A 19,814-nucleotide genomic window follows, 5' to 3' on the forward strand; every position below is an offset into this window, starting at 1 on the left:
ATAAAAAAGCAAAGAGCCTTTGTTGGAGCAATCCTTCAAGGGCTTTTCTTATTGTGTAGTTGTTTTAGTAGTACACAACTACACAATGAAAACAACTAAAAAAGGAGGTGCGAACTTGCCAAGAAAACCGAAGAAACCATGCGGCTATCCCGGTTGTCCTAATTTAACCGAAGGAAGATACTGCACGGAGCATGAAAAAGAAATGAACCATTCTTACGAGAAGTATGGCAGAGATAAAGCTGTACGCCGTAGGTATGGAAGAGCATGGAAACGAATCCGTGACAGCTATGTTAAAGAGCATCCGTTTTGTGAATTGTGTTTTAAGAATGGAATCATTGTTCCGGTAGATGAAGTTCATCATAAGTTACCACTTGCTGAAGGTGGAACACATGATAGAAGTAATCTCATTTCTCTTTGTAAATCATGCCACGCAAAAATACACGGAGAACGTGGAGATTATCAAAACGGTAAAAAAAATAGAATTTACAAATATGATGAATGATCCAGGGGCGGTTAAAATCTCTACAAATGAGATCACCGTGGAACGGCGTGGGATCTTCTGTGTAAAAAAAGCGTATTCAAAAGGGTAATTAAAGGAGGATGACGAGACGTGCCTACAAAATCAAATAATATAGGCGGCCGTGGTGGTGCAAGACCGGGTGCAGGTCGCAAGAAATCGGCTGTAAAAGATAAAGCGAACAGTGGAAATCCCGGAGGTAGAAAATTAGAAATTTTAGATATACCAGATGTTGAAGGCGTGGAGATGCCAAAGCCACATGATTTCTTGTCTGCAAAACAAAGAGACGGAGAAGAACTTCAAGCATCAGATATTTATGAAGAAACGTGGCAGTGGCTTAAAAAGATAGGATGTGCATCAAAAGTATCCCCTCAGTTATTAGAGAGATATGCGATGTGTTCTGCTCGTTGGATCCAGTGCGAAGAGATGACTAATAAATTAGGTTTTCTTTCCAAGCATCCAACAACAGGCAAACCTATACCATCTCCATTTATTAACATTGGCATTAACTATATGAACCAAGCTGTAAGGTTATGGAATGAAATATTTCAGATTGTAAAAGAAAACTGCAGCACCGATTATGATGATGCTGCACCACAAAATGATTTGATGGAACGCTTATTAAGAGCAAGGGAAGGAAGATAAATATGATTGAAAAAGTAAATCCAAAACATCCAGATAAAATCGCAGATAGAATTGCAGGAGCAATTGTCGATTTAGCTTATGCAAAAGAAGATAATCCAAAGATTGCAGTTGAAGTGTTAATCGGACATGGTATGTGCCATGCGATTATTGAAACATCAGCTGTTCTTGATGAAAAAGATATTGAAGATGTAATCACTCGTATTGCTGGGAATGTTACTCCCGATATTGTGATTGTTCCTCAAGATACACATCTTGCTAAGAATCAAGAAGAGAAAATCAAGTGTGGAGATAATGGAATCTTCAAAGGTGTACCTTTAACATCTGAACAAAAAATGCTATCCGTTATTGCAAATGAAATCTACGATGCATATCCATATGATGGAAAGTACATTCTTAATGGCGATAGACTTATTATTTGTCAAAGTAATGCAAAAACTACAGATTTAAAATCTACATATCCAAATGCTCAAATCAATCCTCTTGGTGATTGGACTGGTGGAACTGATGTTGATACAGGTGCTACCAATAGAAAACTTGGTTCTGATATGGGAGATTCAGTTACAGGTGGAGGACTTCATGGTAAGGATTTATCAAAAGCAGATGTATCTGTAAATATATATGCATTCTTAAAAGCACAAGAAACAGGAAAAACTGTGAATCTTGTTTGTGCAATTGGTGATGATACGATTGATGGAAAACCGTATAGTGAAATCGTTGAAATCGCAAGAGAGTATATTCACTCTGTTGGAGGGTTTGAGAAATTTGCAGAATGGGGTCTTTTTTAGGAGGTGGCTATATGGGTAAAACAACAACAGAAATGAAACTTGTTGAAGTTTCAAAGCTTATTCCTTATGTCAATAATGCAAGAACCCACTCTGCCGAACAAGTAATGAAACTTCGTTCTTCTCTTCGTGAGTTTGGTTTTATCAATCCGGTTATCATTGATAGAGAATTAAATGTTATTGCAGGTCATGGAAGAATCATCGCTGCAAAAGAGGAAGGAATCAAAGAAGTACCATGTGTGTTTGTTGATTATTTAACTGAAGCACAAAAGAAAGCATACATCTTGGCAGATAACCGAATGGCGATGGATGCAGGTTGGGATGAAGAATTACTTCGTATTGAGATTGAATCTTTACAAGGTGAGGATTTTAATATTGCCTTAACCGGATTTGATGAAAATGACTTAGCTGAGTTATTTGGAAATGATGATACTACTGATGTGGAGGATGATGATTATGATTTATCTGAGGCATTGGAAAAAGCAGCATTTGTCAAACGAGGAGATGTTTGGACTGTTGGAAGACACAGACTTATGTGTGGTGATGCTACAAGCGAAGAAGATGTATCTACTCTAATGGATGGAAAGAAAGCAAATCTTGTTTTAACCGATCCACCATACAATGTAGCATTTGAAAGTTCAGATGGTCTTTCGATTAAAAATGACAAAATGAAAAGTGATAACTTTTATGAATTTTTGCTTTCTGCATTTAAAAATATGGCAAACCATTTGGAAAAAGGCGGTGCTGCATATGTGTTCCATGCAGATACTGAAGGACTTAATTTTAGAAAAGCATTCATTGATGCCGGATTTCATTTGTCCGGATGTTGCATTTGGGTAAAAAACTCACTTGTCTTAGGACGTTCTGATTATCAGTGGCAGCACGAACCGGTGCTTTATGGCTTTCTTCAAAATGGAAAACACTACTGGAGCAAGAACGCAGGAAGAAGTCAAACTACAATATGGAATTTTGATAAGCCAAAGAAAAATCAAAATCATCCAACTTCTAAGCCGTTAGATTTGCTTGCTTATCCTATTGGAAATTCAAGTCAGGAAAATGCAATCGTTATTGATACATTCGGTGGCAGTGGTTCTACTTTGATGACCTGTGAAAAAACAAATCGTATTTGCTATACGATGGAACTTGATGAGAAATATGCATCAGTCATCCTTAGAAGATATGTGGAAGATACAGGTAATAGTGATGATGTCTTTGTTATTAGAAATGGTGAGAAGATTCCATACTCTGCTTTAGTAAAAGAAGTTGAGGATGGTGATGAGAAAAATGAATAAATTAACACTAGGAAGTTTATTTGATGGTTCAGGTGGATTTCCATTAGGAGGCTTGATTTCCGGAATTACCCCATTGTGGGCATCGGAGATTGAGCCTTTTCCTATTCGAGTCACAACAAAAAGAATGCCGTTTGTAAAACACTATGGTGACATTTCTAAAATGAATGGTGGAGAAATAGAACCGGTTGATATTATCACATTTGGTAGTCCTTGCCAGGATATGAGTATTGCAGGAAAAAGAGATGGCTTAGGAGGTTCTCGCTCTAGCCTTTTCTATGAGGCAATACGAATCATTAAAGAAATGAGGTGTAAAACAAATGGAAAATATCCAAGATTTATCGTTTGGGAAAACGTGCCAGGAGCATTTAGTTCCAACAAAGGAGATGACTTCAAAGCAGTCATTGAAGAAATCTGCAAAATCAAAGATGGATTATTGTCAGTGCCTAAACCTACAAAGTGGAGCAATGCAGGAAAAATCATGGGAGATGATTTCTCAGTCGCTTGGCGAGTGTTTGATGCTCAATTTTGGGGAGTACCCCAAAGAAGAAGACGTATCTACCTTGTCGCAGATTTTGGAGGTTTCAGTGCAGGAAAAATATTATTTGAGTCAGAAGGCTTGTCTGGGTATTCTTCGAAGAGCATCTCTTCGTGGAAAGACACTACCTGTGGTACTAGAACAAGCATTGAAGATGCAAGCAATAGCGTAGTGTTTGAAAATCATGGCCAAGATACTAGGTTCAAAGAATTAGAAGAAATAGCACCAACTGTACTTTCAACTTATGGTACAGGCGGAAATAATCAGCCTTTCGTTGTTTCGAATGTGAAAAGCTTTGATGTGAGATTAACTTCGGAAGGAACAAAGAATGCTCGTGCTAATGTATATGAAACGGATGTATCTCGAACTCTTGATACCGGAGGAACTACTCCTGATAGAAATCAAGGTGGTGTTGCAGTAGTTTCCTATGGTATTGGCAGACCTGCTATGAATCAAGGATATAATGCAAAGTTCAGTTTCCAAGTTGAAGAAGAAGTTGAACCTACCATTGTGGCAGCCGGTGCTAGTGGTGTTGCTCATCCTGTATATAGTTCTTCTAAGGCATCTTTTTTTACTTCAGCAGAGAAAGAAAAAGCAAATACACTAGTAGCTACCGACTATAAAGATCCTCCAATTGTCAATGAACCTCAATATATCGTTAGAAGACTTACTCCTACAGAATGTGCAAGACTGCAAGGCTTCCCTGATTGGTGGTGCAGTGAACTTGAAACTGAAAATCCAACGGATGAAGATATTCGTTTTTGGAGAGAAGTATTTGAAACACATCGATTAGTGATTGGTAAAAGTACAAAACCAAAATCAGATAATCAAATTATAAAATGGCTTAAAAATCCTCATAGTGATTCTGCAGAATATAAGATGTGGGGCAATGGTGTGGCTCTTCCAAATGTAGTATTTGTCTTATCCGGAATCGTATGGGCTACACAATTAGAAGAGTGATTTTTCCTTTATTATTTGTACACATTATTGTGTGAATTAACTTGCTATTTATTCTTTTTAGAGTGATATATGTAGTACCAAGAAAAGGAGGTACACATGATGAACATCAAATTTGATAAAACAGGAAGTGAACGAAAAGAATTCGTTACAGCAATTGGTGAAATCCTTGGTGTAAAACCAAAATACAAGGGTATGCCGAGTATGAGTTATGAAGTTGATTACTTTACAATCGACAAAGTTGGTAACTTAGAATTTGATGGCAGAGCTGATTCTGAAGAGATTAAACATTTGCTTGAGGAACTTGCAAAAAGAGGCTTTATCCCAGAGCCCAATGAAGAAATCGTAGAAACAGAAAAAGACCCACACAGCGAAAATGTGGGGCTTACAGTTGCAGTTCCTAAGAATGAAGTGAACATCGATAAGTTAGATGCCTTGCTTGATGCAAAGGGAGGTTTAATTCAGAAAGCTTTAGGACTGGAGCATTTTGAATATGAGATAGGTGCATATGAAGTGAGATTTCCTTGGTTTGAAAAAATCAATCCGGATGAGGCAATCTCCTACACCAAATTCATCGAGGCATTATGTAAAATGACGATGAAACAAAAACGCATCAATGCCACAGAAAAAGCAGTAATCAATGAAAAGTATGCATTTAGATGTTTCCTTTTGCGATTAGGATTCATTGGAGATGAATATAAAGCAGACAGAAAAGTTTTACTTAAAAACTTAAGTGGTTCTTCAGCGTTTAAAGACGGTGCAAAAAAGGAGGGCAATACAGATGAGATTTCCAAGTAAAGAAATTGTTGAGATGGTAAGAAAACAGTATCCAATAGGAACGAGGGTTGAACTTACCAAGATGGATGACATCCAAGCACCACCGATTGGAACAAAAGGTACAGTTATTGGTGTTGATGATACGGCAAGCATTATGGTTACCTGGGATAACGGATGTGGTTTGAATGTTGTTTATGGTGAAGACTCCTGTAGAAAGATTGAGGGTTAGAACTATGGATCAAAAGATAAAGGAGCAGATACTTCACATAAGAGATACGGGTCTTACAAATATGTTTGATATTTACATGGTTCAAAGACTGGCGTATGAAAATGACTTCTATGAGTTAGTAAACTTCATCGAGGAAAACAAAGAAGAATATGTGCATTTTATCCTTTATGGAGATGACTAAAAGTTATCAAAAAACACACACTTTCTTTCGAGAAATGACTTGCTATTATGTACTTTTAGAGTGATATATAGTAGTACCAAAAGGAAAGAATAGGAGGTACAAAATTATGTGGAGTGAAGGAACAATCGGAATTCCAACTGAAAATGGAAAATACAAAAGCGTTAGATATTGGGTGAAACATTATGAAGAACCTAGCGAAGATTATGGAATTGATGGAGGCAAGATTTCAAAGTTAACTCTTCGAATGGATGGAGAAGAAATTGCCAATTACGATAGGGGTTGGGATATCAAACCAACTTGTGAAGAAGCAGAATTTGCACTTGCGATTTTAATGAAGGAATACAACTAAAAACGAAAGCAATTGAAAATTGCCGAGTATGGAGCCAAAAGGCTCTGTATCTCGTTATGAATGGATGTCACCGATGAGTGGCTTTTTTTATTGTTAGAAGGAGGTGTTTCATAACTTGAGAAAACTTAAAAAGTATATTCCTACCAAGTTTATGGCTGATACCTCACATTATGATGAAAACATGGCTGATTTTGCAGTCAGTTTTATCGAGGAATTATGTCATACAAAAGGAACATGGGCAGGAAAGAAATTTGAACTTATAGATTGGCAAGAACAAATTATAAGAGACCTCTTTGGAGTTTTGAAACCTAATGGATATAGGCAGTTTAATACTGCGTATATTGAGATTCCTAAGAAACAAGGAAAATCAGAACTTGCAGCTGCCGTAGCGCTTCTTCTTTTATGTGGTGATGGAGAAGAACGAGCAGAAGTATACGGATGTGCAGCAGACAGAAATCAGGCAAAAATTGTATTTGATGTAGCGGTTGATATGGTGAAATTTTCTCCCGCACTGATGAAGAGAGTAAAAATTCTCGAATCACAGAAGAAGATTATATATAAGCCAACCAACAGTTCTTATCAAGTGCTTTCTGCAGATGTGGCAAACAAGCATGGCTTTAATACTCATGGGGTTATCTTTGATGAACTTCATACTCAACCAAATCGAAAACTTTACGATGTAATGACTCAAGGCAGTGGTGATGCAAGAATGCAGCCACTTTATTTTCTTATTACAACAGCTGGAAACGATACAAATTCTATCTGTTATGAGATACATCAAAAAGCACTTGATATCGCAGCAGGAAGAAAAGTTGACCCTACATTCTATTCAGTAATTTATGGTGCTGACGAAACTGAGGATTGGACAGATCCAAAAGTGTGGAAGAAAGCAAATCCATCACTTGGTATTACAGTAGCAATGGAAAAAGTAAAGGCAGCTTGTGACAGTGCAAAACAGAATCCAGGAGAAGAGAATTCTTTCAGGCAGTTAAGACTTAATCAATGGGTAAAACAGTCGATTCGCTGGATGCCAATGGAAAAATGGGATATGTGCAAGGAAGAAATCAGAGATGATGATTTACTTGGGCGTGTTTGTTATGGTGGACTCGACTTATCATCGACAACAGATATTACTGCTTTTGTTTTAGTTTTCCCTCCAACTGACGAAGATGATAAATATATCATTCTTCCATATTTTTGGGTTCCGGAAGATACCCTAGAACTCCGTGTTAGAAAAGACCATGTTCCTTATGATTTATGGGAGAAAAAAGGTTATCTGCAAACAACGGAAGGAAATGTTGTACATTATGGCTTCATTGAAAAGTTTATTGAAGAGCTAGGAGATAAATACAACATTCGTGAGATTGCATTCGATAGATGGGGTGCTGTTCAGATGGTTCAAAACCTAGAAGGTATGGGATTTACTGTTGTTCCATTCGGACAAGGGTTTAAAGATATGTCCCCACCTACTAAAGAATTGATGAAACTAATCCTTGAGAGAAAAGTTGCTCATGATGGTCATCCTGTTCTTCGATGGAATATGGATAACATTTATATTCGAACAGATCCGGCAGGGAACATTAAAGCCGATAAAGAAAAATCCACAGAGAAAATTGATGGTGCAATTGCAACCATTATGGCACTTGATAGAGCCATTCGCTGTGGAAATGAAATATCTGAATCAGTTTATGATACAAGAGGTTTACTTGTGTTTTAACTACAAGTTTCTAATTTTTATGGAGGAATTATATGAATATATTTTCTGGATTATTTAAAACTAGAGATGCACCTAAGAACAGAACTAGTGGTAGTGCATACTCGTTTTTTATGGGAGCGAGTACCGCTGGGAAAAATGTAAATGAAAGAAGTGCTATGCAGATGACTGCAGTTTATGCGTGTGTAAGGATTCTTTCAGAGGCGATAGCAGGTTTACCTCTTCATCTTTATAGATATAACGATGGTGGAGGAAAGGAGAAAGCAATCAACCATAATTTATATAAAATTATTCATGATGAACCAAACCCGGAAATGACAAGCTTTGTGTTTCGAGAAACACTCATGACACACTTGCTTTTGTGGGGCAATGCTTATGCTCAAATTATCAGAAATGGTAAGGGTGAGATTATTGCACTCTACCCCTTAATGCCAAATCGAATGAAAGTCGATAGAGATGAACATGGCGCTTTATATTATGAGTATATGGTAAGTCAAGATGATGCGCCAACAAATAAAGGTTCATCAGTTAAGCTATCACCTGATGAAGTAATGCATATTCCAGGACTTGGATTTGATGGATTAGTAGGTTATTCTCCGATTGCAATGGCTAAAAATGCGATTGGTCTTGCCATTGCTGCAGAAGAGTATGGATCTAAGTTCTATGCAAATGGTGCAGCACCCTCCGGTGTTCTTGAACATCCGGGGACTTTAAAAGACCCATCGAAAGTAAGAGATAGTTGGTCGCAGACTTTTGGAGGAAGTTCAAACTCCCATAAGGTTGCTGTGCTTGAAGAAGGAATGAAGTATACACCGATTTCTATTTCTCCAAATGAGGCACAGTTTTTAGAAACAAGAAAATTTCAAATAGATGAGATTGCTCGAATTTTCAGAGTCCCGCCTCATATGGTCGGTGACCTTGAAAAGTCGAGCTTTTCTAATATTGAGCAACAATCTCTTGAGTTTGTTAAATACACACTCGATCCTTGGGTTTCAAGGTGGGAGCAAAATATGTGTCGTTCTTTACTAAACGATAATGAGAAGAAAGAATATTTTATTAAATTTAATGTAGATGGATTACTTCGCGGCGATTATCAAAGCCGTATGAACGGATATGCTACAGCCAGACAGAATGGATGGATGTCAGCAAATGATATAAGAGAACTAGAAAATCTCGATAGAATCCCAGCAGAACTTGGCGGTGATTTGTATCTCATTAATGGCAACATGACCAAGCTTCAAGATGCCGGCATATTTGCAAATAATCCTAAAACATTAAATGAAGAGGAGGAAGAAAATGAAGAACAAGAAATTTTGGAACTTCAAGAATCGAAAGATTCAAAACCAAGAAAACGAAGAAGTAACAGAGAGAATTCTTGAACTTTACGGCACGATAGCTGAAGAGTCATGGTTCGATGATGATGTTACTCCCAAACTTTTCAAGGAAGAGTTAAATTCCGGAAGTGGAGATATCACCGTTTGGATTAATTCACCTGGTGGAGATTGTGTAGCCGCTGCTCAAATCTACAATATGCTTACTGATTATAAAGGAAATGTAACAGTAAAAATTGATGGTATTGCAGCTAGTGCAGCATCGGTAATTGCGATGGCAGGGAATAAAGTGCTTATGTCACCAGTATCCATGATGATGATTCACAATCCTGCTACATTTGCATTTGGTGATCACGCTGAAATGCAAAAAGCGATGGCAATGTTAGATGAAGTTAAAGAATCAATTATCAATGCCTATGTTATTAAAACGGGTTTATCTAGGTCAAAGTTAAGTCATTTGATGGATGCAGAAACTTGGATGGATGCAAACATGGCCATTGAACTTGGATTTGCTGATGACATGATTACAAAAACTGAACAAGAAAAAGAAAGCATTGAAGGTCTAAACAATATGACAGATTCAATGCTTTTTTCACGCACTGCTATCAGTAATACACTCCAAAACAAATTAGAAAAACACTATGGGGTGTCAAAAGAAGATGTAACAAAACAAGCAGAAATCAAAGTTCTTGAAGTAAAAGGAACATCTGCTAGTGAACTCAAAGAACGTTTAAATTTCATGAAACGATTTATTTAAGGAGGAAAAAATCATGACTATTAAAGAACTTATTGAGAAAAGAGCAAAGGTATGGGAAACAGCAAAGAACTTTGTTGAAACCCATGAAAAAGAAGGTGTTTTATCTGAAGAAGATACAATGACCTATAACAAAATGGAAAAAGAAATTGAAGATTTGACGATGTCTATCGAACGCCAGCAACGTGCATTAGATAGAGATCATGAACTTAGTAAACCTATGAATTCTCCAATTACAGGAAAACCTTATGTGCCTGAAATGGACGACAAGAAAATGACAGGTGTGAAGTCAAAAGAATATAAAAATGCAATGCTTTCTGCTATGCGTTCTAACTTCCGTAATGTAAGCAATATCTTGCAAGAAGGTGTAGATGGCGATGGCGGTTATTTAGTACCTGAAGAGTACGATAAGCGTTTGATTGAGGTGCTTGAAGGAGAAAACATCATGCGTGGTCTTGCTACAACCATTACTACTTCCGGTCAGCATAAGATTAATATTGCAGCTACAAAACCAGCGGCTGCATGGATTGAGGAAGGCGGGGCACTTACTTTTGGGGGTGCGACTTTCGACCAGATTTATCTTGATGCGTATAAGCTTCATGTTGCAATCAAAGTAACTGAGGAGCTGCTTTATGATAATGCATTCGGTCTTGAAAATTATATTATCACGCAGTTTGGTAAGGCGCTTGCAAATGCCGAGGAAGATGCATTCTTAAACGGCGATGGTACAGGAAAGCCTTTAGGTATTTTCGCAGAAACCGGCGGTGGTCAAGTTGTTAGTACATTAACTGCAGCAATTAAGTCAGATGATTTGATTGATTTGGTATATGGACTTAAGAGACCTTATCGTAAAAATGCGTCTTTCATCATGAACGATGCTACTCTTGCTTCACTTAGAAAGTTAAAGGATAACAATGGAGCATATATTTGGCAACCTTCATATAGGGAAGGAGAACCAGACAGGGTGCTTGGTTATGCAGTTCATACTTCTTCTTTTGCACCTGAAAATGCGATTGCTTTTGGTGATTACAGTTACTACAACATTGGTGATCGTGGTTCTCGTTCGTTTGCAGAACTTAGAGAATTGTTTGCTGGTAATGGAATGATTGGTTATGTAGCAAAAGAAAGAGTCGATGGAAAGCTTGTACTTCCAGAAGCAGTTAAGATTTTGAAGTTGAAATCTGAATAATAATTTAAGGCAGTGTTGTTATGTGATGGCACTGCCTACATTTGTTGAAATGAGGTGATGATAGTGATAGTTGATTTAGAAGAAATGAAAGGTTATCTAAGAGTTGATTTTAATGATGATGACTTATTAATCGAAGAATTTATTACTACAGGAGAAAACCTCTGTGCGGATATAGCAAGATTATCTGTAGATGAACTGTCTGATATTCCATCTTCTAAGATTGCGGTGATGTATGCAGTTGCTTACTTGTATGAACATAGAGAAGATGCTGACCATCATGCACTAACATTGTCACTTCGAAACCTGCTTGAAGGAATACGAAGGAGTGAGTTTTGATGGATATTGCATTACTTAATGTTCGTATCACTTTTCAGAAAAATGAAGTAGTAGTTGATGATATCGGAAATCACAGAAATGTTTGGACTGATATTTATTCTTGCTATGCAACTGTTAGTGGTGAGGGTGGTTCTGAGAAGTTTTCTGCAGGAGTTCTTGTAGAAGACTCAGATATTTCTTTTACCACTCGATACTGTAATATCCTATCAAACATGGAAACTACTAAAAATAGAATCATTTTTGATAATGAGGCATACAACATCGTTTCAATTAACCATATGAACTTTAAAAAGAAATTACTGAAATTTAAATGCGAGAAAGTGAGGGCCCATGGGAACAAAGATTGATAACCTAGCCAAAGAAATAATGGAAGGTTTAAAAGAGTATGCAGATTTAGCAACGGATGATGTAAAGAAAGCAGTCAGAAAAGCTGGTAACTCAGTGAGAAAAGATATCTCTGAATCAGCTCCTAAGGATACTGGTAAGTATGCAAAGTCATGGACTGTTAAGAAAACTAAAGAAACATCAAACTCTCTAGAAGTAACAGTTCATTCAAAGAATAGGTATCAGCTTGCACATCTTTTGGAGCATGGGCATGCTAAACGAGGTGGTGGAAGAGTATCTGCAAGACCACATATTGCGAAAGCAGAGGAGTCAGCAATTGAGGTTTTTGAAAAAGAAATCGATAAAGCACTCGGAGGTAGATGATGGAAGAAGTTATAAAAATCTTAAAAGAGATAGACATTCCTTTTGCTTATGATCACTTTGCAGAGGGAGAAAGTCCATCTCCACCTTTTATATGCTATTTAACACCGGGTACAGATAACTTTGCTGCTGACGGAATAGCATATTTAAAAGTAAATGAAATCAATATTGAACTTTATACTGATTTTAAGGACTTGTCGGTAGAAAGGAAAGTGGAATCTGTGCTTGATAAGTTTGGTATTTACTACGATAAACTCGAAACATGGATTGATAGTGAAAAGTTATTTGAAGTCCTATATTCATTTGAAATGGAGGCTTAAAATTTATGGGTAATAAAATTAAATATAATCTTAAAAATGTTCACGCTGCAAAACTTACAAAAGCAGAGGATGGAACATATACTTATGAAACACCAAAAACAATTCCGGGTGCTGTTAGTATCAGTTTAGATGCTGAAGGAGATACTTCTCCGTTTTATGCCGATGGAATTGTTTATTTCAGAAGTGTATCAAACAATGGATACAGTGGTGATCTTGAAATGGCACTTATTCCTGAATGGTTTAGAACAGAGATTTTAAAAGAGGAACTTGATAAGAATGGTGTGCTTGTTGAGAATGCTACAGTAGCGGAAATGGAAAAATTCGCACTGTTATTTGAGTTTGATGGGGATGTTAGATGCATTCGTCATGTTTTATATAACTGTACGGCATCTCGTCCATCTATTGAATCTGAAACAAAGGAAGATACGATTGAGCCGGGAACGGAAACATTATCACTTACAGCAGATCCAAGAGAAGATGGTCTTGTTAAAAGTAGAACAGGCGATTCTACAAGTGAGTCTACTTACGCTGAGTGGTATAAATCAGTATATATCCCTCAAGCTCAAGAAGTCGTTCAAGCGTTAAGTAGGAAAGTAGCAGGAGGTGTTAAGAATGCTTAAGAAAACAATTAATGTTGGTGGTAAGGAAGTAGCATTTCGCTCATCCGCTACAATTCCTCGGCTTTATCGTGCTAAGTTCAAACGTGATATTTTTAAGGATTTGGCAAAACTTGAAAAGTCATATGAGGGAGCACAGGCAGAGGGCGAAGAATTTGCGATTGATGATTTAGAGATTTTTGAAAATGTGGCTTACATCATGGCATATCATGCTGATCATACAATTCCAGCAGATATTGATGAATGGTTAGACCAGTTTGATATGTTCTCAATCTATGAGGTATTACCGGAGATTCTCGCTCTTTGGGGAACAAACCTTATTACTGATATTGACTCTAAAAAAAACTTAAAAAAAGTAGCAGGGAAATGACAACCCCACTATTCCTCTTGCGAAGTTTGGAAATAGGAATTTCTATCAAAGATTTAGACCATTTAACTATCGGTATGGTTATGGATATTTGGACGGAGAAAGCTAATGACTCTGTTAAGTATGAGAATGTAGCAACTCAAGAGGATTTTGATAAGTTCTAGAAAACAGGTATTTGAACAAACACCTTGACTTACTTTTAGCTTTTTATTAAAATATAATTAAGGTGAGTGAACAAACACCTTGATTATGGCATTGAAAGGAGAATTTATATGCGTGTTCAATTTACTGTAAATGATGATGAATGGACTAAATTAAAGAAACTTGCAGAAGATAATGGTTACCCAGATGTTCCTTCTTATTGTAGAGATATTTCTTTGCAAGAAAGAACTTATGCTGATTTTTGGAAAACCATCACAGAAAAAATAAGTAAAATGGAATCAGGACAAGTTTTTGCTTTACGTGATTTAGTTCCGTTACCACCATCAAATTTAGGTGTAAAACTTTACAATAATCAAAAAGTTTTAGGAATAGAAGTTAACTCAAAAAAAGATAGCTTAAGAACTAATACTTTTAGAAAGTTATAAATTCAATGTTTCAAAGAGGGCATCAATCTGAAAAGGTTGGTGCTTTTTCTATGCTCGGTTTATACCGGGCTATTTTTATGCAATTTTTAAGGAGGTATCAGCCAATGGCAAACAGAATCAAAGGTATTACTGTCGAAATTGGCGGTGATACTACCAAGCTTCAAACAGCTTTAAAAGGAGTAAATAGTCAGATTAAAAACACGCAGTCTGTCCTTAAGGACGTAGAAAAACTTCTAAAGCTAGATCCTACAAACATAAATTTACTTACTCAAAAGCAAAAGTTATTAACACAGGCAATTGGTGATACTAAAGAAAAACTAGCTACTTTAAAAGTTGCAGCCCAACAAGCAAACGAGCAACTTCAAAAAGGAGAAATCAGTCAATCTCAATATGATGCACTTCAAAGAGAGATTGCTGAAACAGAGGCAGAACTTAAAAAGCTAGAATCACAAGCTTCAAAGACCAATCAAACATTGACTAAAATCGGTGATGTAGGTACTAAGCTTGAAAACGCAGGAAAGAGCATAACCAATGTTGGTAAAAAGGCATCTGTTGCTTCTGCTGCAGTAACAACTATGGGTGTGGCATCTGTAAAAACAGCAGCGGACTTTGAATCTTCAATGAGCCAAGTACAGGCTACAATGGGTATTACCAAAGATTCCATGTCTGAAGTTAATGGTCAATCCGTCAATACGATGGATACATTAAATGACCTTGCTAAAACAATGGGTTCTAAAACAGCATATTCTGCAAGTGAATGTGCAGAGGCACTTAATTACCTAGCACTTGCCGGTTACGATACTCAGCAGATGGTTGATACTCTTCCTACTGTATTAAACTTAGCGGCGGCCGGTAATATCGATTTAGCTAGTGCTTCTGATATGGTAACAGATGCAATGTCAGCTCTTGGTATGGAAGTATCTGATGCAGATAAGATGGTTGATCAGATGGCTAAAACTGCATCAAGCACCAATACTTCTGTCGGACAGTTAGGAGAAGGGATCCTTACTATCGGTGCAACTGCAAAAACAGTCAAAGGTGGCACTGCAGAATTGAACACCGCACTTGGTATCCTTGCTAACAACGGTATTAAAGGTGCAGAGGGTGGTACTCATCTTAGAAACGTAATTCTTTCACTTCAAAATCCAACAGATAAAGCAACATCATTAATGAAATCTCTTGGTGTAGAGGTTTATGATAGTCAAGGTAATATGCGTAGCCTAAATGATATTTTAGGTAATCTCAACAAAAGCATGGATGGAATGACGGCTGCTGAAAAATCAAATATCATCAGTCAGATTTTCAATAAAACAGACCTTGCATCTGTAAATGCACTGCTTGGAAATACCGGAGATACTTGGAGCAGCCTTCAAAAGAAGATAGAAGAAAGTGGTGGTGTTGCACAGAAGATGGCAGACACCCAGCTTGATAACCTTCATGGTCAACTTACTATTTTAAAGTCGGCAGTTGAGGGATTTGCAATCTCAATCGGTGAAGCACTTATGCCAATGATAAAAAGCATCGTTTCTAAAATTCAAGGCTTTGTAGATTGGCTAAATAACCTTGATGATGGAACAAGACAAGTGATAGTAAAGATAGGACTATTCGTTGCTGCTCTTGGTCCACTTCTTTTGATACTTGGAAGTGTGATTTCAAAAATCGGCGTAAGTATACAGGCGTTTAGTAAGCTTGGACTTAAAATCAGTGAACTTGTAGCAAATGCCGGAGGTGTATCTGGTGTAATGGCAAAAGTAGGAACAGCTATTGGTGGAATATCTGCTCCTGTGATTGCTGTGGTGGCGGTGATAGGAACATTGGTCGCTGCATTTATTCATCTTTGGAAAACGAATGAAGAATTTAGAGATAACATTATCGCTATCTGGAATCGAATAAAAGAAATCTTTACTGGTTTTGCTCAAGGTATTACTGATAGATTAAATGCTTTAGGGTTTGATTTTGAAAACTTCAAAGAAGTTGTATCTGTAATTTGGAATGGTTTATGTGAGTTTCTTGCGCCTGTGTTTGAGGGTGTTTTCTCTCAGATTGCCAATGTGCTAGAAGAAACTCTTGGAATTATTACAAGCATCTTAGATGTATTTATTGGTATTTTCACAGGCAATTGGTCACAGCTTTGGGAAGGAGTAAAAGGAATATTTAGTTCCGTTTGGGAATTTATCAAGAATACTTTTACAATTTGTATGAATACAATTCGAGGTATTGCTGATGTCGTTCTAGGTTGGTTTGGTACGTCTTGGAATGAAATATGGATTGGGATTAAGGATTTCATTGTTGGCATTTGGACAGGCATCTCTACTTTCTTTGTAAATCTTTGGGAAGGAATAAAAAATACTGTACAAACTGCCATTATGTTTATTGGTTCAATCATTCAAGGAGCATTTGACATCATCACATTGCCATTTCGTTTCATTTGGGAGAATTGTAAGGAAATTATCATCTCTGTATGGGATGCAATTAAATCTGAAGTAACCACAGCTATTAATGAAGTATCCAGTACAATAAGCACTGTTTTAAATAGAATAAAAATGGTGTTCACGACTATTTGGGAATTGATAAAAATTGTTGTTACTACCGTTCTTGATTCGATTAAATCCGTAATTACTACCGCTTTTACTGCAATACAGACTTTTGCTACTACCGTTTGGAATGGAATCAAGACAGCAATTATTACTCCAATTAATGCTGTAAAAACAACAGTAACAACTGTATTTAATTCTGTGAAGTCAACGATGTCGAGTGTATTTAATAGTATCAAAAGTACTGCAACATCAGTATGGAATGGGATAAAAACGGCAATTGTCACTCCGATTGAAAAAGCAAGAGATACTATTAAAGGAATCGTAGATAAAATCAAAGGGTTCTTCAGCAGTATGAAAATATCTCTTCCGCATATTAAATTGCCACATTTCAAGGTTTCAGGAAAGCTATCTATTATGCCACCATCAGTTCCAAAGCTATCGATTGATTGGTACAAGGAAGGTGGTATCATGACAAAACCTACAGTCTTTGGAATGAATGGTTCTTCGCTTATGGCAGGTGGAGAAGCAGGCGCAGAAGCAATTCTTCCTCTTTCTGGTTTTTATAAACAGTTAGAGGCTATGATTTCAAGTCACCTTAATACAGGCGTGATGGAAAAGTATCTATCAATTATTGCAGATAACAGCAGTAAAGGAATCTATCTTGAAGATGGAACTTTGGTTGGTCATTTACTTCCTGCTCTTGATGAGGGACTTGGTAATAAACAAAAACTTACAAGGAGGCTTTCATTATGATACCGGATATTTATATTAATGATATATCTGTACTTAGTATGGGTTGGATAAGAGAAAAAATAGAATTTCCCATTCCTAAAGCACAAATAGAAACTGTCATCGTACCTGGTAGAAATTCTCCAATTAGATTTAATGAAGCTCTTGGTTCTGTATTGTTTGAACCGAGAGCTTTTACTATTACTTTATCTATGCTAGGAACTAGAAAAAACTTTGATAGCGAAGTGTTATTAATGGCTAATAAATATAATGGTAAACTCTGTCGCATTAAAACCAGTGAAGAGCCGAATCTTTACTGCATTGGGACGTTGAACCTTAATTCATCGTATGAACCATTAATTTCTAAAGGACAGCTTGTAATTGAATGTATGGATGGTGATAGCTACCGATATCATGCAGAACCTACTGAAGTAATACAAACAGGGAATGGAACGATAAATCTTAAAAATGATTTTATGCCGGTAGTTCCAACTATCATCACTACATCAGAAACAGTATTGAAATGGAAGGTTGGAGAAGACAGCTTTCATAAAATATTAAGTTCTGGCACTTGGGTGATTCCGGAATTTGAACTGCATTATGGAAGCAACTCCGTTTCTATTGAAACCACAGGAACAGTTAGTTTTTCATACAGGGAGGGCTGTCTATGAGTGATTTTAAAGTATATGTCGACGGAAATATCTTTTATCATCCTAATTTATCCAAACTTGCAATTTTGGAAGCACAGATAAAAGAAGATGCAGAAAGTATAGATTCATTTACTTTATCGGCACCATTTAATCATCCTTATCTAAATATAATCAAACCAATGTCATCGGTTATTACTTGTAAATACAAGAATGAAACTATTTTTGAAGGAAGAGCACTTGATGATGGAAGCGACTTTCATAACTCACATACTTGGGTATGTGAAAGTGTTCTTTCATATTTAAAAGACTCGATACAGCCACCTTTTGAATATAAGGGAACATTAAAAGGTTTAATGGAATATTTTATCTCAGTTCATAATGAAAAGGTCGAAGAAAAGAAAAAATTCAAAATTGGAAATGTTACAGTTAAGGATGACAATGATTATGTTTCTTATTCCAATTCAGAGCTTTCAGTAACGCTAGATGCTATTAAAAAGAAACTGATTGATACGCATGGAGGCTATCTTAAAGTGCGATATACAGAAGATGGCAATTATTTAGATTATCTTGATGATTTCAAAACGAAGTCTTTACAAAAGGTAGAATATGGTAAAAATCTGCTTGATGTGGAAATTACTAGAGATTATATGCAGCGAGTTAGTGCGTTGATTCCTTTAGGTGCTAGAAAAAGGATTACAGATGAAGATGGAAATGAAATCGAATCAAATGAACGAGTTGATATTTCAGGAGTCAATGAAGGTAAGAATTATATTTATGATGAAGATACAGTGAATGAAATCGGGTGGATTTGGACATCAGAGGTTTGGGAGAATGTAACTATTTCAGGTAATCTTCTAAGTAAAGCGAAGACGAGATTATCTACCTTAATTAAAGGTATTACAAGCATTAAGCTAACTATTGTGGATGAGTCACAAACTGGGGCAAATATCGGAAGTATCCATGCAGGTATGTATGTTGAGTGCATTTCAAAACCGCACGGTATTGATGGAACTTATCTTTGCCTTTCAAGAACAAGAGATTATCTAAAACCATCCGGCAATACAATCATTATTGGTGCTAATGGTGTATCTTTATCAGAAATCACCGTTAAGAATGATAAAAACCTATCAGCACTGGAAGAAGAGTTCTTTAACAAAACAGAAAAACTCGACTCCATCAATGATAAGTTATCAGAGGTTGATGGTGCAATTAAAGATGTTGATGTTTTAAAAGAGCAAGTTCATGATTGTTACTCTGAAATTACTAAAACATCAAATCAGATTTTAAGTATCGTTCATGATACTTATATCGATAAAACAGAGCTTGAGAGTATTCAAAAAGATTTCCAAACAAGTATCACTCAAAACAGTTCGGAAATCAGAATGGATTTTACTGCTGTTACAGATGAAATTAAAAATAATGTAGCAACCAATCAGCAGCTATTAGAAGAATATATTCGTTTCAAAGGAGCACTGATTGAACTTGGAAGAATTGGTAATGCGTTCACTGCTGAACTATCTAATGAGGAACTTGCCTTTAAGGAAAACGGGCAAAAAATAGCCTATATCTCAAATAACAGCTTAGTTATTACCAATGCAGAAATTCGAAACAAACTATCCCTTGGTAATGAATCAAGAGGATGGTTTGATTTTATTCCTAGAACTTCGGGTAACCTCTCTATCGTTTGGAGAAACCCTGAAACAAGATAAGGAGG

At 36.6% G+C, this 19,814-nt stretch carries 23 protein-coding genes; all 23 read left to right on the plus strand.

Annotated features, from left to right (window positions below; all coding sequences use genetic code 11):
- The first annotated feature begins 115 nt into the window (after nt 1-115).
- Complete coding sequence (locus A9CBEGH2_RS02550) at nt 116-502, plus strand: HNH endonuclease (RefSeq protein ID WP_163104204.1); 387 nt, start codon at nt 116-118, stop codon at nt 500-502.
- Nucleotides 503-610: 108 nt separating this feature from the next.
- The gene (locus A9CBEGH2_RS02555) at nt 611-1,162 is read left to right on the plus strand and encodes a P27 family phage terminase small subunit (protein WP_163104205.1); all 552 of its coding nucleotides are present in this window, start codon (nt 611-613) and stop codon (nt 1,160-1,162) included.
- Between the two features lie 2 nt (nt 1,163-1,164).
- Complete coding sequence (locus A9CBEGH2_RS02560; protein ID WP_163104206.1) at nt 1,165-1,947, plus strand: S-adenosylmethionine synthetase N-terminal domain-containing protein; 783 nt, start codon at nt 1,165-1,167, stop codon at nt 1,945-1,947.
- Between the two features lie 11 nt (nt 1,948-1,958).
- The gene (locus A9CBEGH2_RS02565; RefSeq protein ID WP_163104207.1) at nt 1,959-3,236 is read left to right on the plus strand and encodes a site-specific DNA-methyltransferase; all 1,278 of its coding nucleotides are present in this window, start codon (nt 1,959-1,961) and stop codon (nt 3,234-3,236) included.
- Nucleotides 3,229-4,731, plus strand: a complete 1,503-nt coding sequence (locus A9CBEGH2_RS02570) for a DNA cytosine methyltransferase (RefSeq protein ID WP_163104208.1) — start codon at nt 3,229-3,231, stop codon at nt 4,729-4,731. The genes A9CBEGH2_RS02565 and A9CBEGH2_RS02570 overlap by 8 nt, the downstream gene beginning before the upstream one ends.
- Nucleotides 4,732-4,830: 99 nt before the next feature.
- Nucleotides 4,831-5,526 carry a virulence protein gene (locus A9CBEGH2_RS02575; RefSeq protein ID WP_163104209.1) on the plus strand — a complete coding sequence of 232 codons (696 nt, stop codon included), beginning with the start codon at nt 4,831-4,833 and terminating at the stop codon, nt 5,524-5,526.
- Nucleotides 5,510-5,734, plus strand: a complete 225-nt coding sequence (locus A9CBEGH2_RS02580; RefSeq protein WP_132226156.1) for a DUF4314 domain-containing protein — start codon at nt 5,510-5,512, stop codon at nt 5,732-5,734. The genes A9CBEGH2_RS02575 and A9CBEGH2_RS02580 overlap by 17 nt, the downstream gene beginning before the upstream one ends.
- A 4-nt stretch (nt 5,735-5,738) precedes the next feature.
- A complete protein-coding gene (locus tag A9CBEGH2_RS02585; RefSeq protein WP_163104210.1) occupies nt 5,739-5,915 on the plus strand; it encodes a DUF5049 domain-containing protein in 177 nt (58 codons plus the stop codon).
- Between the two features lie 106 nt (nt 5,916-6,021).
- Nucleotides 6,022-6,264 carry a DUF7678 domain-containing protein gene (locus A9CBEGH2_RS02590; protein ID WP_163104211.1) on the plus strand — a complete coding sequence of 81 codons (243 nt, stop codon included), beginning with the start codon at nt 6,022-6,024 and terminating at the stop codon, nt 6,262-6,264.
- A 115-nt stretch (nt 6,265-6,379) separates the two neighbouring features.
- On the plus strand, nt 6,380-7,981 hold the full coding sequence (locus tag A9CBEGH2_RS02595; RefSeq protein WP_178085852.1) for a terminase large subunit: 1,602 nt from the start codon (nt 6,380-6,382) through the stop codon (nt 7,979-7,981).
- 32 nt (nt 7,982-8,013) lie between these two features.
- A complete protein-coding gene (locus A9CBEGH2_RS02600) occupies nt 8,014-9,357 on the plus strand; it encodes a phage portal protein (RefSeq protein WP_163104212.1) in 1,344 nt (447 codons plus the stop codon).
- On the plus strand, nt 9,275-10,066 hold the full coding sequence (locus tag A9CBEGH2_RS02605; RefSeq protein WP_163104213.1) for a head maturation protease, ClpP-related: 792 nt from the start codon (nt 9,275-9,277) through the stop codon (nt 10,064-10,066). The genes A9CBEGH2_RS02600 and A9CBEGH2_RS02605 overlap by 83 nt, the downstream gene beginning before the upstream one ends.
- Nucleotides 10,067-10,079: 13 nt before the next feature.
- Nucleotides 10,080-11,252, plus strand: coding sequence for a phage major capsid protein (locus A9CBEGH2_RS02610; RefSeq protein WP_163104214.1), 1,173 nt, complete (start codon nt 10,080-10,082; stop codon nt 11,250-11,252).
- Between the two features lie 63 nt (nt 11,253-11,315).
- Nucleotides 11,316-11,588 (plus strand): head-tail connector protein, encoded by a 273-nt coding sequence (locus tag A9CBEGH2_RS02615; RefSeq protein WP_163104215.1) that lies wholly within the window; start codon nt 11,316-11,318, stop codon nt 11,586-11,588.
- The gene (locus A9CBEGH2_RS02620; protein WP_163104216.1) at nt 11,588-11,935 is read left to right on the plus strand and encodes a phage head closure protein; all 348 of its coding nucleotides are present in this window, start codon (nt 11,588-11,590) and stop codon (nt 11,933-11,935) included. Before A9CBEGH2_RS02615 ends, A9CBEGH2_RS02620 begins: the two co-directional genes overlap by 1 nt.
- Entirely contained in the window at nt 11,919-12,296 is a 378-nt protein-coding gene (locus A9CBEGH2_RS02625; protein WP_163104217.1) for an HK97 gp10 family phage protein, read from the plus strand. The genes A9CBEGH2_RS02620 and A9CBEGH2_RS02625 overlap by 17 nt, the downstream gene beginning before the upstream one ends.
- A complete protein-coding gene (locus A9CBEGH2_RS02630; RefSeq protein ID WP_163104218.1) occupies nt 12,296-12,613 on the plus strand; it encodes a hypothetical protein in 318 nt (105 codons plus the stop codon). Before A9CBEGH2_RS02625 ends, A9CBEGH2_RS02630 begins: the two co-directional genes overlap by 1 nt.
- A gap of 5 nt (nt 12,614-12,618) precedes the next feature.
- On the plus strand, nt 12,619-13,233 hold the full coding sequence (locus tag A9CBEGH2_RS02635; RefSeq protein ID WP_163104219.1) for a major tail protein: 615 nt from the start codon (nt 12,619-12,621) through the stop codon (nt 13,231-13,233).
- Nucleotides 13,226-13,600 (plus strand): hypothetical protein, encoded by a 375-nt coding sequence (locus A9CBEGH2_RS02640; protein WP_163104220.1) that lies wholly within the window; start codon nt 13,226-13,228, stop codon nt 13,598-13,600. The genes A9CBEGH2_RS02635 and A9CBEGH2_RS02640 overlap by 8 nt, the downstream gene beginning before the upstream one ends.
- 269 nt (nt 13,601-13,869) lie before the next feature.
- Complete coding sequence (locus A9CBEGH2_RS02645) at nt 13,870-14,184, plus strand: hypothetical protein (protein ID WP_163104221.1); 315 nt, start codon at nt 13,870-13,872, stop codon at nt 14,182-14,184.
- A 104-nt stretch (nt 14,185-14,288) separates the two neighbouring features.
- Nucleotides 14,289-17,474, plus strand: coding sequence for a phage tail tape measure protein (locus tag A9CBEGH2_RS02650; protein WP_163104222.1), 3,186 nt, complete (start codon nt 14,289-14,291; stop codon nt 17,472-17,474).
- On the plus strand, nt 17,471-18,121 hold the full coding sequence (locus tag A9CBEGH2_RS02655; RefSeq protein WP_163104223.1) for a hypothetical protein: 651 nt from the start codon (nt 17,471-17,473) through the stop codon (nt 18,119-18,121). The genes A9CBEGH2_RS02650 and A9CBEGH2_RS02655 overlap by 4 nt, the downstream gene beginning before the upstream one ends.
- Nucleotides 18,118-19,809, plus strand: a complete 1,692-nt coding sequence (locus A9CBEGH2_RS02660) for a phage tail protein (protein ID WP_163104224.1) — start codon at nt 18,118-18,120, stop codon at nt 19,807-19,809. Before A9CBEGH2_RS02655 ends, A9CBEGH2_RS02660 begins: the two co-directional genes overlap by 4 nt.
- Nucleotides 19,810-19,814: the final 5 nt, after the last annotated feature.

The organism is Amedibacterium intestinale, assembly GCF_010537335.1.
In the GTDB taxonomy this organism is placed as follows: Bacteria; Bacillota_I; Bacilli_A; order Erysipelotrichales; family Erysipelotrichaceae; genus Amedibacterium; species Amedibacterium intestinale.

Excerpts from the sequence above, each read along its gene's own strand:
- A9CBEGH2_RS02560 (WP_163104206.1), top strand. The coding sequence starts at position 1,165 with ATGATTGAAAAAGTAAATCCAAAACATCCAGATAAAATCGCAGATAGA.
- A9CBEGH2_RS02565 (WP_163104207.1), top strand. The coding sequence starts at position 1,959 with ATGGGTAAAACAACAACAGAAATGAAACTTGTTGAAGTTTCAAAGCTT.
- A9CBEGH2_RS02570 (WP_163104208.1), top strand. The coding sequence starts at position 3,229 with ATGAATAAATTAACACTAGGAAGTTTATTTGATGGTTCAGGTGGATTT.
- A9CBEGH2_RS02575 (WP_163104209.1), top strand. The coding sequence starts at position 4,831 with ATGAACATCAAATTTGATAAAACAGGAAGTGAACGAAAAGAATTCGTT.
- A9CBEGH2_RS02580 (WP_132226156.1), top strand. The coding sequence starts at position 5,510 with ATGAGATTTCCAAGTAAAGAAATTGTTGAGATGGTAAGAAAACAGTAT.
- A9CBEGH2_RS02585 (WP_163104210.1), top strand. The coding sequence starts at position 5,739 with ATGGATCAAAAGATAAAGGAGCAGATACTTCACATAAGAGATACGGGT.
- A9CBEGH2_RS02590 (WP_163104211.1), top strand. The coding sequence starts at position 6,022 with ATGTGGAGTGAAGGAACAATCGGAATTCCAACTGAAAATGGAAAATAC.
- A9CBEGH2_RS02600 (WP_163104212.1), top strand. The coding sequence starts at position 8,014 with ATGAATATATTTTCTGGATTATTTAAAACTAGAGATGCACCTAAGAAC.
- A9CBEGH2_RS02605 (WP_163104213.1), top strand. The coding sequence starts at position 9,275 with ATGAAGAACAAGAAATTTTGGAACTTCAAGAATCGAAAGATTCAAAAC.
- A9CBEGH2_RS02610 (WP_163104214.1), top strand. The coding sequence starts at position 10,080 with ATGACTATTAAAGAACTTATTGAGAAAAGAGCAAAGGTATGGGAAACA.
- A9CBEGH2_RS02620 (WP_163104216.1), top strand. The coding sequence starts at position 11,588 with ATGGATATTGCATTACTTAATGTTCGTATCACTTTTCAGAAAAATGAA.
- A9CBEGH2_RS02625 (WP_163104217.1), top strand. The coding sequence starts at position 11,919 with ATGGGAACAAAGATTGATAACCTAGCCAAAGAAATAATGGAAGGTTTA.
- A9CBEGH2_RS02630 (WP_163104218.1), top strand. The coding sequence starts at position 12,296 with ATGGAAGAAGTTATAAAAATCTTAAAAGAGATAGACATTCCTTTTGCT.
- A9CBEGH2_RS02635 (WP_163104219.1), top strand. The coding sequence starts at position 12,619 with ATGGGTAATAAAATTAAATATAATCTTAAAAATGTTCACGCTGCAAAA.
- A9CBEGH2_RS02640 (WP_163104220.1), top strand. The coding sequence starts at position 13,226 with ATGCTTAAGAAAACAATTAATGTTGGTGGTAAGGAAGTAGCATTTCGC.
- A9CBEGH2_RS02645 (WP_163104221.1), top strand. The coding sequence starts at position 13,870 with ATGCGTGTTCAATTTACTGTAAATGATGATGAATGGACTAAATTAAAG.
- A9CBEGH2_RS02650 (WP_163104222.1), top strand. The coding sequence starts at position 14,289 with ATGGCAAACAGAATCAAAGGTATTACTGTCGAAATTGGCGGTGATACT.
- A9CBEGH2_RS02655 (WP_163104223.1), top strand. The coding sequence starts at position 17,471 with ATGATACCGGATATTTATATTAATGATATATCTGTACTTAGTATGGGT.
- A9CBEGH2_RS02660 (WP_163104224.1), top strand. The coding sequence starts at position 18,118 with ATGAGTGATTTTAAAGTATATGTCGACGGAAATATCTTTTATCATCCT.